This window comes from Hwangdonia sp., from assembly GCF_048381975.1.
GTDB lineage: Bacteria > Bacteroidota > Bacteroidia > Flavobacteriales > Flavobacteriaceae > Hwangdonia > Hwangdonia seohaensis.
Genome location: NZ_JBLWYT010000005.1, coordinates 79,382 through 92,140 on the forward strand (window position 1 = coordinate 79,382; position 12,759 = coordinate 92,140).

Sequence of the window (12,759 nt, forward strand, 5' to 3'; positions counted from 1 at the left end):
CATAGTAATGAAAAATTTAGACAGAAGAAGTTTTATTAAAAAAACATCGCTTACAGGTGTTGCCTTGGGTTTAGGGAGCATGTTGCCTGCTTACCCAAGCAACCACCCATTTTTTGACCACGAGGGAAAATATATGGGCGGATTTGCGGCACCAAAATTAAATAAAGTACGCGTTGCCTTAATTGGTGTTGGTGCGCGTGGTAGTAGTCATGCCGCACAATTAGCAACTATTGAGGGTACGGAAATAGTGGCTATAAGCGATTTGTATGAAGATTATGCTAACCGATCGGCAAAAAAATGTAAAGCCATAGGAAACGGAGAGCGCCATAAAAACATTGCCCTTTACTATGGTGGCGAAGATAAATGGAGAACCATGCTTGATGAAATAAAACCAGACGCTGTTTTTATTTCAACAAACTGGAAAAACCATGCACCAATGGCTATTGAGGCAATGAAAAAAGGCGCGCATGCCTTTGTAGAAGTGCCAATTGCGGTAACTTTAGAAGAAATGTGGGATATTGTGTTTACCTCCGAGCAGACCCAAAAGCACTGTATGATGTTGGAAAATGTGAATTACGGAAGAGACGAGCTTTTGTATTTAAACATGTGCAGACAAGGTGTTATTGGCGATATTCTACACGGTGAAGCTTCTTATATACACGAATTAAGATTCCAAATGGAAGAGCAGGAAAGAGGTACGGGGTCCTGGCGAACGCCTCATTATGCCAAAAGAAACGGCAACCTTTATCCAACACATGGTTTAGGTCCTGTGGCGCAATATATGAATCTGGCTAGAGGTGAAGATAATTTTAATAGTTTGGTATCGTTTTCAACACCTTCTTTGGGTAGAAAACAGTATGCTGAAAAAAATTATCCAGCAGACCATAAATGGAATAAGCTGGATTATAAAGGGGGCGATTTAAATACATCGATTATAAAAACCACTTTAGGCAGAACCATCATGGTGCAATGGGACGAAACCAGTCCGAGACCCTATTCGCGTCATAATTTAGTGCAAGGCACCAAAGGCACTTTAGCTGGTTTCCCAACGCGAGTAGCTTTAGAAGGTGGTATAGAAGGTGCCACCAAAGACCACCATAGTTGGGCTCAAGGTGAGCAATTAGAAAAAATTTACGAAAAATACGAGCACCCATTATATAAGCGCGTTGGTGAGTTAGCTAAAAAAATGGGAGGCCATGGCGGCATGGATTTTATGATGCTATTCAGGGCTATTGAATGTTTACGTAACGGCGAACCATTAGACCAAAATGTTTACGAAGGTTGCCATTGGAGTGCTGTAGCGCCTTTAAGTGAAAGATCGGTTGCTCAAGGTGGTGCACCTCAAGTCTTTCCGGATTTTACCAGAGGAAAATGGAAAACCACCGAGCCACTTGCTATATTAAAATAATGCATTTTCAATATTAATAAAAAACCCCCTTAGCCATAATGGCTAAGGGGGTTTTTCAATTTATGAGCAAAAAAAGGCTTTAATGCTTTCTCTTTTTTTGCTTTTTTACTTTACCATTCTGTTTGTAATAGTAGTAATTGTCATCGTTATCATCATAATCATTGTCATACCAATCGTCCTCGTCATAATCTCTATCTCCGTGGTTATGGTCCATATTACAACTGCTTACACCACAAATATTACAGCTATTACTAAAACGATTTACTTGTCCTCGGGTAAAAACAATTTCTCCCCAGTGGTTGTACTTTACTCTTAAACCACCAACTTGGGTTAAAGTGCCATTACGTTTATAGCTCATATAAATGGAGCCTACTCGTTTAAGCTTGCCATATCTATCGTAGTTTAAAAACAAATTGCCAATGCGCCTTACTTTGCCATCTCTATCATGAGAGATAGAAACCCCTCTATTTCGATATCTTTTAGATGTGTACTTAAAACGTTTACCAGGTGTCCCATAAGTAATGTTCACACTACTTCTTTTAGAAGCCCGTGTTTTGTAATACGAATCGTTATAAAAAGTGTCTTCGTAATTTGTATTAAAATCAAAACTTCCGTCAGGAAAAACTAAAAATTCGATACCGCGTTCAACAAACATAATAGGTTGCGCGTAACGATAGCGTTTTGTTTTATCTAACTTGGTTTTTTGTTTTTGGTGGTTTAGCTCTGTTGCTGATACTGTTGTTAATCCTATTAACAAGCCTGTAAATAATAGTAATAATCTTTTCATAATCATATAGGATTTAATTTCTGCCTACTCTTTAGCTTTTCGGCTTACGCTATTTACTTTATGGTTTTCAATTAATGTGCCAAAATCGTAAGTTTCTCATTGTCAGGTTTTTAGTATTCTGTATTTGTAATTACTTTTTTTTACTTTTATAGAAACCAATCATTTTAATGGAAAAGCAATACGAAACTTGCAAAAACTGTGAAGAAAATTTTGAAGAAGGCTTTGCTTTTTGCCCGCATTGTGGACAAAAAGCAAAAGACGAGCTTACCATTGGTGTTTTGTTCTACAATACTATAACCAACTATTTTTCGTTCGACGCACGTTTTTTTAAAAGTTTTTTGCCGTTGCTTTTAAAACCAGGTTATTTGGCAAGCAAATTTATTGGTGGTAAACGCTTACAGTATTTACATCCGGCACAACTCTATTTGTTTATTTCGGTAGTGTTTTTCTTTTTATTGACTGTAGTTGTGGTAAGAGATACAGTTGAAGAGTTAGATACGGCACTAAAGAAAACATTGGAAAAGCCAATAATTTCTGATAGTGCAAAAGTAAAAGCGAAAAAGGTCCTGGATTCTGTAAAACTAGATAGTATTTTAATGCCATTAAAGGAAAAAGGACTAACTGGAATAGATGAAAATCAAGTAAAACTATTGGATTCTTTAATAAAAAAAGAAGCAAATGGAAAGAAGAACTATGGAACATCATTTGATTTTAATACCAAAGAAGTTGATTCGCTAATAGCAGCAAACGCTACCAATGATACTATTTTTAAGGCTATGGGAATGAATGATGACGCAGGATTTATTAAAAGAAAGTTTTACGAGCAAAGCCTTAAGTTTTATAAACAGCGCAATGGCGGACAAATAATGCAAGCTGCCATTGATACCATACCCATTTCACTGTTTGTTCTCTTGCCCATTTTCGCATTGATTTTAAAATTGTTGTTTTTCAACCGAGGCACTTATGCCCATCATTTAGTGTTTAGTTTTTATTTCTTTTCGTTTTTGTTTACCGTGTTTAGCATTTTGCTCATCTTTAATTATATATGGGATTTGCCCGATTGGATAGATTTTTTAATCACGTTGTCGACCTATTTTTATCTATTAATGGCCATAAAGCATTTTTATCAACAGGGTTGGTTTTTAAGCTTATTTAAGTCTGGATTGGCTTCTTTTATTTATTTAATGATTGTTATTCCTGTTGCCATAGTTATTATATTTTTCGTAGGATTTTTGTTTTATTAAACGCTTTAAAATTTCTTGTTAATAAGGTTTTTGTGAGTAATAATATATTTTGACGCTTTATTAAGTGCTTGATATTTAGTATATTGAATCGTATTAATCCTAAAACATTTAATTATGAAAAATTTTACCAACCTCATTTCTTTTTGTTTTATTACCTTGTTATTAGTTTCCTGTAGTACCCGAGCTGCTTATCTTGCTCGTGAAGAAAGCAGTAGCTTTTCATCATCTGGAGTTGCGCTAGCGCCTAATACTTCAAAATCAGCCACCACAAGTAAAGCCTCTGCTTCCAATAGCTTAAGGGCTTCCAATTCTAACTCGACATCGGGTTTTCTCATTGGCATTTATTTTACCGATTTAACCTTAAGTGAAGACTTTGAGCTTCAACCAGAAATAGATTTTCTTCTGGTTAAGAATTTGAATGAAATTCAAGCTCCTATTTTAGTAAAATATAATGTTGCTGATGCTTTTAGCCTTTTAGCAGGACCAAATCTAGGCTTCTTATTGGATGCTCCAAACGGATGGAAGTCTTTTAATTTTGGAGTTGATTTTGGTGCAGCTTATGATATTGATGAAAAATTCAATGTTAATGCCAGGTACGATTTAGGATTAACTAACTTGTTGAAAAACCCAGGAGGAAACTCCGTGAAATTAAGAGGAATTCAAGTTGGGCTAGGGTATAAGTTTTAATATTTTCTAAATTTTCAAGGAAAGGAAAAGTGCTTGTTGCAAATGAGTGCTTTTCTTTTTTATTATAGTTTATCCTTTAAATACTTAGCGGTTTCTGAAGTTTTAATTTTTATAATTTCCTCAGGAGTGCCTGCCGCAACTAATTTTCCACCGGTTTCGCCGCCATTTGGCCCTAAATCAATAATATGGTCGGCACACTTAATAAGCTCTAAATTATGTTCAACAACAATAATCGAGTGTCCTTTTTCAATCAGCGCATTAAACGATTTTAAAAGTTTTTGAATATCATGAAAATGCAATCCCGTTGTGGGTTCATCAAAAATAAAAAGAGCTTTTTCCTTTGTGTTTCCTTTGCCTAAAAACGAAGCGAGTTTTATACGCTGTGCTTCGCCACCAGAAAGGGTAGAAGAACTTTGTCCTAAAGTAACATAACCTAAACCAACATCCTGTAAAGGTTTTAATTTGGTTGTTATTTTTGTTTGCTTATTGGTTTCAAAAAAGGCAACGGCATCGTCAATGGTTAAGTTTAAAATATCATCGATACTTTTATTGGCAAATGTTACTTCTAAAACCTCTTTTTTAAAGCGTTTGCCTTTACAGGTTTCGCATTCCAAATGTACATCGGCCATAAATTGCATTTCAATGGTTACTTCACCTTCGCCTTTACAAGTCTCACAGCGTCCGCCATCTACGTTAAACGAAAAATGTTTGGGCTGGTAGTTTCGTATTTGGCTTAATTTCTGTTTTGAAAATAAAGCACGAATATCGTCGTAAGCTTTAATATAAGTTACCGGATTTGATCGTGAGGAACGCCCAATTGGATTTTGATCTACAAACTCAATATGGTTAATGTTGCCAAAATTGCCTTCTAAAGCTGTAAACTGACCAGGTTTATCACCAAAATCGGTCAATTTTTTTTGTAAAGCTGGGTACAAAATCTTTTTGACCAAAGTACTTTTTCCGCTACCGGAAACACCAGTAATTACCGTGAGCATATCCAGTGGAAACCGAACATCGATATTTTTCAAGTTATTTTCGCGCGCTCCAATAATATCAACATAATATTTAGAGGTTCTTCGTGTTTTGGGAACTTCAATTTTTAATGTTTCATTAAGGTATCGAGCCGTTAAGGAGTCCGACGCCAAAATATCAGCATAAGTGCCATGTGCCACCACATGACCACCAAAAGTACCGGCTTCCGGACCAATATCAATAATGCTATCGGCGGCTTTCATAATGTCCTCATCGTGTTCCACAACAATAACCGTATTGCCTAAATCGCGCAGTTGTTTTAAAACCAAAATTAAACGCTCGGTGTCCTTTGGATGCAGGCCAATACTGGGCTCGTCTAAAATATACATCGAGCCAACCAAACTGCTGCCCAACGATGTGGCGAGATTGATACGTTGGCTTTCGCCACCTGAAAGTGTATTCGATTTTCGGTTTAAAGTCAAGTAATCCAACCCGACATTCGAAAGGAATAATAGCCTGTTATTAATTTCCTTTAAAAGTCTATTGGCAATTTGCGCATCATAGTCGTTTAGCTCCAATTGCTTAAAAAAGATAGCCAATTTATCCAGCGGCATTTCCACTAAATCAGTAATGGTCGCACCCGCAATTTTTACGTAATTGGCTTCAATTCGTAAGCGTTTGCCATTACAGGTTTTGCATTTTGTTTTTCCGCGGTAACGCGATAGCATCACACGATTTTGAATTTTATAAGCTTTAGATTCCAGTTCGGCAAAAAAGGAATTCAAACCTTCAAAATGCTTGTTGCCCGTCCAAATAAGTTGCTTTTGAGCCTCGCTTAACTCGAAATATGGCTTATGGATAGGGAAATCAAACTTATGCGAATTATTTACCAATTGATCTCTGTACCAACTCATGCTTTCACCACGCCAAGGAAAAATAGCGTTTTCGTAAACCGATAACCCAGTGTTTGGAATAACCAAATCGTCGTCAATACCGATAATATCGCCATAGCCTTCGCATTTTGGGCAAGCGCCGTACGGATTATTAAAGCTGAATAAATGCACATTGGGCTCTAAAAAAGTAATGCCATCCAATTCAAATATGTTGCTGAATTCCCGTTGCCCGTTATCAGCAAGCGTTTCTACAATACAGGTTCCCTTACCTTCAAAAAAAGCGGTTTGAATGGCATCGGCCAATCGATTGAAAAAATCTTCTTCGTCTCTAATTATAATTCTGTCGACAACTAAATAGATGTTTTCTTTATCGGAAACATCTTTTGCTTCATCAATTCTAATAACGGTATTGTTGATTTTAATTCTGGCATAGCCTTGTTGGTTCAAAGCTTGAAGTTTGTCACTCATACTACGGCCTTCTTCCAAATGAATAGGGGCGAGGAGCAGTAATTTTTCACCTTCGGGAAATGTTTTTAAATACTTTAAAACATCTGAAACCGTATCTTTTTTCACCTCATTTCCAGAAACCGGCGAATACGTTTTCCCGATTCTGGCGAATAAAAGTTTTAAATAATCGTAAATCTCGGTCGTGGTGCCAACGGTTGATCGAGGGTTGGTAGAATTCACTTTTTGCTCAATGGCAATGGCCGGTGCAATACCCTTTATGTAATCTACTTTGGGCTTGTTTAGTCTGCCCAAAAATTGGCGTGCGTAGCTCGATAAGCTCTCCACATAGCGCCGTTGTCCTTCCGCGTAAAGCGTATCAAAAGCTAAACTGGATTTTCCCGAACCCGACAATCCCGTAATAACCACCAATTTGTTTCTAGGAATAATTACATCAATATTTTTTAGGTTATGCAATTTTGCACCTTTAATGATGATGTTTTGTTTAGGGTTTACTTCAGAAATATTGGGAATCATAAGCTTTTAAAAGGATAATTTTGCAAAGATACTATAAGTAAATCAGCTTAAAAAATAGATTATTGTTTAAAGGATTGTTAAAAAAAATAGATTTTTTTTGTTTTTTAGGAACGATTGTTGTTATATTTGGTTTATCAATTAAAAAACAACTCTCGCCTATAGCATAACATTACTTTTAAAAACTTAACCCCAAGCAATGAGGCTTTTGCTTCGATGCATTAAAAGTAATGATTATGAAATACAAACATATTTCTGATGCTACATTAGTTAGCAGTTATATTCAAGGTGATGAAAGTGCTTTAGAAATTCTCATCACAAGGCACAAGCAAAAAGTTTACAGTTTTATTTATTCAAAAGTTTACGATAGGGATGTGGCTGAAGATATTTTCCAAGACACATTTATTAAAGTTATCAGAACGCTTAAACGCGGGGCTTATAACGAAGAGGGCAAGTTTTTACCGTGGGTGATGCGTATCTCGCATAATCTGGTTATTGACTTTTTTAGAAAGAACAACCGCATGCCAAAATTTGATAACAGTGGCGATTTTAGTATTTTTTCCGTGCTTAGCGATACGAGTTTGAATGCTGAAAAAACCATTATAAAAGAACAGGTTGAACACGATGTAAGACGATTGGTTAATGAGTTGCCCGAAGACCAAAAAGAGGTGCTAATGATGCGTATTTACAACGATATGAGTTTTAAGGAAATCTCGGAAAGAACAGGCGTAAGTATAAACACGGCGTTGGGGCGTATGCGTTATGCTTTAATTAATTTGCGAAAAATAATAGACAAGCACAATATAGTTTTAACCAATTAGTACAATAAAGTAAGTTTTGCTGCGTTAGCTTAATAAATAACTTATAATTTATTGAAATGGCAAAACTTTACACTGAAAATTCTATTAAAAATTTAAACGATCTAAAACCGAAGGAAGAAACGGTTAATTTTCTTCTAAATTATTCCAAGGCTTTAAGTGTTATAAATTGTAATAAAATGAAGTTTGAAGCGCTTCTAAATTAAGTTTAATGGAAAAGTCCTGATTTAAAAAAATCAGGACTTTTTTTGTTTGTAGTATTCGTTAATAACGCTTTTTCTACCTATTGTTTTTGTGATGATATCTTTCTCCAAATCCCAACCGCGTGCTGGAGAATACTCGCGTCCGTACCAAATAATCTGTAAATGCAATTCGTTCCATAATTCTTTTGGAAACAAGCGCTTTGCATCTTTTTCGGTTTGCACTACGTTTTTGCCATTGCTTAAATTCCATCGGTACATTAATCGATGAATATGCGTGTCTACAGGAAAAGCAGGCACACCAAATGCCTGCGACATCACTACGCTAGCTGTTTTATGCCCTACGGCTGGAAGTGCTTCTAAAGCTTCAAAACTCTTTGGGACTTTGCCATCGTGTTTTTCAATTAAAATTTCAGATAAACCATGGATGCCTTTGCTTTTCATGGGTGAAAGCCCAACGGGTTTTATAATGTCGCGAATCTCTTCAACCGAAAGTTTAACCATATCGTACGGATTGTCGGCCCTCTCAAAAAGTAAAGGCGTTATTTTATTTACACGAACGTCGGTGCTCTGCGCAGACATCAATACTGCTATAAGTAATGTATATGGGTCTTTGTGGTCTAAAGGAACGGGAATTTCTGGATAAAGCTTGTATAATGTATTAATAACAAAGTTCACTTTCTCTTTCTTGGTCATAAGTCGTATTTTTGCTTAAAAATCAAAGTTAAGATTATGAATACACTAAAACAAGGTGATGCTGTGTCTAATTTTTCAGCTAAAGATGAACAGGGAAACACGGTTTCATTAAGTAATTACAAAGGAAAAAAGCTAATCGTGTTTTTTTACCCAAGGGCAAATACACCGGGCTGTACCGCAGAAGCATGTAATTTGAGGGATAATTATGAGGTTTTAAAAGAAAAAGGCTATGAGTTGTTAGGTGTAAGCGCCGATTCTGCACGAAAGCAATCTAATTTTAAAAAGAAATATAATTTTCCGTTTCCGTTATTGGCAGACGAAGATAAAACCGTAATTAATGCCTTTGGCGTTTGGGGGCCCAAAAAGTTTATGGGTAGGGAGTTTGACGGTATTCACAGAAAAACCTTTATTATTGATGAAAAAGGCCTAGTGGAACGTGTTATAGATAAAGTAAAAACCAAAGACCACGCCGCACAAATATTGGAGTAAGCACCAAAAAGGAACTGTCTGAAAAGAATAATTTAACGACGAATGTCATGTTGAGCGCAGTATAAATACGTTGAAAATCAAGATATTATAGATTTATACGGCATTCAAACGGACAACGATGATAACTTTTCAGACAGCTTTTTTTTCGTATGTATCAAAATAAGCCGTTATTTTTTTACCGCTCTTTTTTTAATGCGAATAGGTTTTAATGGTTTGCGCGTGTAGCCAAACAACCTATAATCTTTAATTAAATCTGAGATACCTTCAGGTAGCATATCTTCCCATCCTCGTTCGCCATTTTCAATTTTATGAAGAATTTCCCTTGAAAAAATACTCATAATACTTTCGTCGTATTCTTTAATGTCAATCACTTTTCCGTTGTATTTAAAGAATTTATAAAGCTCTTTCATTCGTGGGTAAACCTTCAAGTTTTCACTATTAATAAGTTCACCGGTTTCCGGATCGAGCATAGGGTATAAATACACTTTTAAATCTTTAAAGAACAATTTGCCAAACGCTTCAAGAATCCCACCACTTAAATGACGATAGTACTTTTCGTCAAAAATATCAATCAAATTATTAACGCCCATGGCAAGTCCCATTCTTGCTTTTGTATAGGTTGAAAAATACTCAACCACTTTATAATATTCTTGGAAATTGGAAATCATTACCGATTGTCCGAGCGAGCACAGTAAATCGGCTCTATCCATAAAATCCTGTTCGTCTATTTCGCCCTCGGCTCGTAAGTTTGATAAAGTAATTTCAAAAACAACCTCTGTTTTATTTTCATCAACTTTGTTTTCTTTTACAAACATTTCGTATGATTTCTCGTACATGGCCATATTGACTTTGGTTACGGGTCTGAAACTACCGCGTAAAGCCAGTATGTTTTTTTTGTACAACACTCTCGCCGGAAGTACGTTGTTGCCATCGGGACCGAACATTACGGCATCGGTCATGCCATTTTTAACTAATTGCAAACTCATTAACCTATTATCTACATCCTTAAAAACAGGGCCCGAAAAGTTAATGGTGTCAATTTCCAATTGATCTTGATCTAAATGGTCGTATAAATAACGCAGTAATTTTTTGGGTTCGTTGTATTTGTAAAAAGCGCCATAAATAAGATTTGTGCCCAAAACGCCCAACGTTTCTTGTTGTAAGCGTGCATCGGTTTCCTTAAAACGAACATGTAATATTATTTCGTTATAACCGCCATCGGCTTCAACTTGATATTTAATTCCTACCCAGCCATGGCCTTTAAACTTCTTTGAAAAATCTATGGTAGCAACGGTGTTGGCGTAGGTAAAAAATATCTTATTCGGGTGTTTTTCTCTGGTAATACGCTTTTCCATGAGGTTCATTTCATGCGAAAGCATCTTGCGCAAACGCGCTTCGGTTACATAGCGTCTATCATCTTCAATACCATAAATGGCATCACTAAAATCTTTATCGTAAGCCGACATCGCTTTTGCAATCGTACCAGATGCTCCACCCGCTCTAAAAAAATGACGGCAAGTTTCTTGACCCGCACCAATTTCTGCAAATGTGCCGTAAATATTTTCGTTTAAATTTATTCTTAAAGCTTTAGATTTTAACGACGGTATATCATCAAATTCCTTATCACCCTTTATGGTAATTTCCATAGTTTTTTTTTGAGTTGTTGCTAATGTTTACAAAGGTATCAAATAACTATAGCTTACAAAAAAATAAGTTTATTTTTGTGATTAAATATTACTTTCTTGAAAATTACATTTCTTGGCACGGGTACATCTCAAGGCATTCCAGTTATTGGAAGCAAACACCCTGTATGCTTAAGTGATAACCCTAAAGATAAACGGTTAAGGGTGTCTGCTTTAATAGAATGGGATGATTATGCTTACGTGATAGATTGTGGCCCGGACTTCAGACAGCAAATGCTGCGCAGTAAATGCGAAAAAATTAATGGTATTTTATTTACGCATGAGCATTCGGACCATGTTGCAGGACTGGACGATATCAGGCCGCTGTGTTATATGAATGGCGATATGAATATTTATGCCCACCAACGCGTTATTGCATCCATAAAAAATCGTTTTGATTATATCTTTAAAACCGAAAACAAATATCCCGGTGCGCCAACGGTAATAGTTAATAGAATTGAAAACAAACCGTTTCACTTATCTGGAATTGAAGTTGTGCCCATCAACGTTAACCATTACTTTGTCCAGGTTTTTGGCTACAGGTTCAAGGATTTTGCATATTTAACCGATGTGAAAACAATAGAAGAGAAAGAAATGGAAAAACTGAAGAACCTTAAGATTTTGGTAGTAAATGCACTGAGAATAGAGCCGCATATTTCCCATTTTAATTTAGAAGAAGCCTTGCGATTTGTTGAAAAAATAAAGCCCGAAAGAGTCTATTTTACACATATAAGCCATTTATTGGGCTTTCATGACGAGGTACAACAATCACTGCCAAAAAATGTTTTTCTGGCCTATGACGGCTTACAAATAACCCTTTAAAAAAAGTAATAAAATGAAGCAAAAAATTTTTATGTATTTATTTGTGTTTTCGGTATTGTTGGTACTGTTTCAGTATGTTAACTCCAAACGAATTTTTGAAGACATGAACAATAAACTGGAAAAGTATAAATCAAAATCAATAAAATATAATGATTCCATAGCAGTTTTGCAGGATGATATATTAAATCTCTCGCATTTTAATTTATATAGAAATGAAGATGCCATCAGTTATTTTGAAAACGATGGGTATAATGTAGATGAATTGATTCCCTTTATTAAAGATGAACTTTATAAATTAAACGAAACCAGCGGACAGCACCCCATTGTACCTTATGCTGCAAGTGAAGGCAGAAGAATGATGATTAATACGGTAAAGATGTTAAATCATAAATGGATTATTGCCGATTTTTCGGATGGCGAATTTTGGGGCGAAATATTTTTAACCTACGAAATAACAGAAGACAGGCAACTAAAATTCAATCTGGTAGAATCGTTTTTATATCCTTTTGATAATTAATTTATTGTATACCCGTAATCAGTAATGAACATAACGTCATGCTGAACTCGTTTCAGCATCTCATAATTATTTGACATACAATCATTTGTTGAATACGACCTTGAAACAAGTACAAGGTGACGAACCAATTATGTATCATTAAGGACAATCAGATAATTTACTTGATTTTGTAAGCTACGCCTTTTTGTTTCTTTGTTTCGCCTACATACGAATATTCAAACGTGTACGATGAATCGGTTGTGGTTAAAATTTTTAAGTGCACATCCTTTCTTTCGGCTCTGTTTTTAGGATTAATGGTTTTAAAAATAACCTCGCAATCGTTTATCCATCGCAATTTAGAAGAATCTATTTTTTTATTGTACGTTTCAATTTGTAAATCCCCACTTCTTTTAAAAGTAGATTTATACAGCACATCATTTATGGAAACCTCGCTATAAAACTCACCTGTTTTATAGGCTTTGCAATCCCTGGAAGTTTCGTAGCAGCTCAATAGGCTAAACAACAATATAAAACAGAATAAACGCATAACATATATTTTTGGGCAAAGCTACTAAACAAAGAATTTA

Annotated in this window: 12 protein-coding genes; 7 read left to right on the plus strand and 5 right to left on the minus strand. The window is 35.7% G+C overall.

Annotated elements, in window-relative coordinates:
- Nucleotides 1–7: 7 nt before the first annotated feature.
- On the plus strand, nucleotides 8–1,408 hold the full coding sequence (locus ACN5J7_RS10415; protein WP_418603836.1) for a Gfo/Idh/MocA family oxidoreductase: 1,401 nt from the start codon (nucleotides 8–10) through the stop codon (nucleotides 1,406–1,408).
- 79 nt (nucleotides 1,409–1,487) lie between these two features.
- Here ACN5J7_RS10415 and ACN5J7_RS10420 read toward each other — a convergent pair whose 3' ends face one another.
- A complete protein-coding gene (locus ACN5J7_RS10420) occupies nucleotides 1,488–2,195 on the minus strand; it encodes a hypothetical protein (protein WP_418603837.1) in 708 nt (235 codons plus the stop codon).
- A gap of 167 nt (nucleotides 2,196–2,362) precedes the next feature.
- Here ACN5J7_RS10420 and ACN5J7_RS10425 point away from each other — a divergent pair, with 167 nt between their 5' ends.
- The gene (locus ACN5J7_RS10425; RefSeq protein WP_418603838.1) at nucleotides 2,363–3,439 is read left to right on the plus strand and encodes a DUF3667 domain-containing protein; all 1,077 of its coding nucleotides are present in this window, start codon (nucleotides 2,363–2,365) and stop codon (nucleotides 3,437–3,439) included.
- Between the two features lie 114 nt (nucleotides 3,440–3,553).
- Nucleotides 3,554–4,126, plus strand: a complete 573-nt coding sequence (locus ACN5J7_RS10430; protein WP_418603839.1) for a porin family protein — start codon at nucleotides 3,554–3,556, stop codon at nucleotides 4,124–4,126.
- A gap of 62 nt (nucleotides 4,127–4,188) precedes the next feature.
- Here the strand turns inward: ACN5J7_RS10430 and uvrA are convergent, their stop codons facing one another.
- Nucleotides 4,189–6,972 carry an excinuclease ABC subunit UvrA gene (gene uvrA, locus ACN5J7_RS10435; RefSeq protein ID WP_418603840.1) on the minus strand — a complete coding sequence of 928 codons (2,784 nt, stop codon included), beginning with the start codon at nucleotides 6,970–6,972 and terminating at the stop codon, nucleotides 4,189–4,191.
- A gap of 233 nt (nucleotides 6,973–7,205) precedes the next feature.
- Between uvrA and ACN5J7_RS10440 the strand changes: the two genes are divergently transcribed.
- Nucleotides 7,206–7,790: an RNA polymerase sigma factor gene (locus ACN5J7_RS10440; RefSeq protein WP_418603841.1), complete on the plus strand. Its 585-nt coding sequence runs from the start codon at nucleotides 7,206–7,208 to the stop codon at nucleotides 7,788–7,790.
- 233 nt (nucleotides 7,791–8,023) lie between these two features.
- On the opposite strand, the gene ACN5J7_RS10445 is transcribed toward ACN5J7_RS10440, so the two are convergent.
- Nucleotides 8,024–8,683, minus strand: coding sequence for an endonuclease III domain-containing protein (locus ACN5J7_RS10445; protein WP_418603842.1), 660 nt, complete (start codon nucleotides 8,681–8,683; stop codon nucleotides 8,024–8,026).
- Nucleotides 8,684–8,719: 36 nt separating this feature from the next.
- Here ACN5J7_RS10445 and bcp point away from each other — a divergent pair, with 36 nt between their 5' ends.
- Nucleotides 8,720–9,172 carry a thioredoxin-dependent thiol peroxidase gene (bcp, locus tag ACN5J7_RS10450; protein WP_311938458.1) on the plus strand — a complete coding sequence of 151 codons (453 nt, stop codon included), beginning with the start codon at nucleotides 8,720–8,722 and terminating at the stop codon, nucleotides 9,170–9,172.
- A 167-nt stretch (nucleotides 9,173–9,339) separates the two neighbouring features.
- On the opposite strand, the gene ACN5J7_RS10455 is transcribed toward bcp, so the two are convergent.
- A complete protein-coding gene (locus ACN5J7_RS10455; protein WP_418603843.1) occupies nucleotides 9,340–10,818 on the minus strand; it encodes a TonB-dependent receptor in 1,479 nt (492 codons plus the stop codon).
- Between the two features lie 96 nt (nucleotides 10,819–10,914).
- Here ACN5J7_RS10455 and ACN5J7_RS10460 point away from each other — a divergent pair, with 96 nt between their 5' ends.
- Together ACN5J7_RS10460 and ACN5J7_RS10465 are read left to right on the plus strand one after the other, a co-directional pair.
- Complete coding sequence (locus tag ACN5J7_RS10460; protein ID WP_418603844.1) at nucleotides 10,915–11,676, plus strand: MBL fold metallo-hydrolase; 762 nt, start codon at nucleotides 10,915–10,917, stop codon at nucleotides 11,674–11,676.
- Nucleotides 11,677–11,689: 13 nt separating this feature from the next.
- The gene (locus ACN5J7_RS10465) at nucleotides 11,690–12,193 is read left to right on the plus strand and encodes a hydrolase (RefSeq protein ID WP_418603845.1); all 504 of its coding nucleotides are present in this window, start codon (nucleotides 11,690–11,692) and stop codon (nucleotides 12,191–12,193) included.
- 157 nt (nucleotides 12,194–12,350) lie between these two features.
- Here the strand turns inward: ACN5J7_RS10465 and ACN5J7_RS10470 are convergent, their stop codons facing one another.
- Nucleotides 12,351–12,719: a DNA topoisomerase IV gene (locus ACN5J7_RS10470; RefSeq protein WP_418603846.1), complete on the minus strand. Its 369-nt coding sequence runs from the start codon at nucleotides 12,717–12,719 to the stop codon at nucleotides 12,351–12,353.
- Nucleotides 12,720–12,759 lie beyond the last annotated feature (40 nt).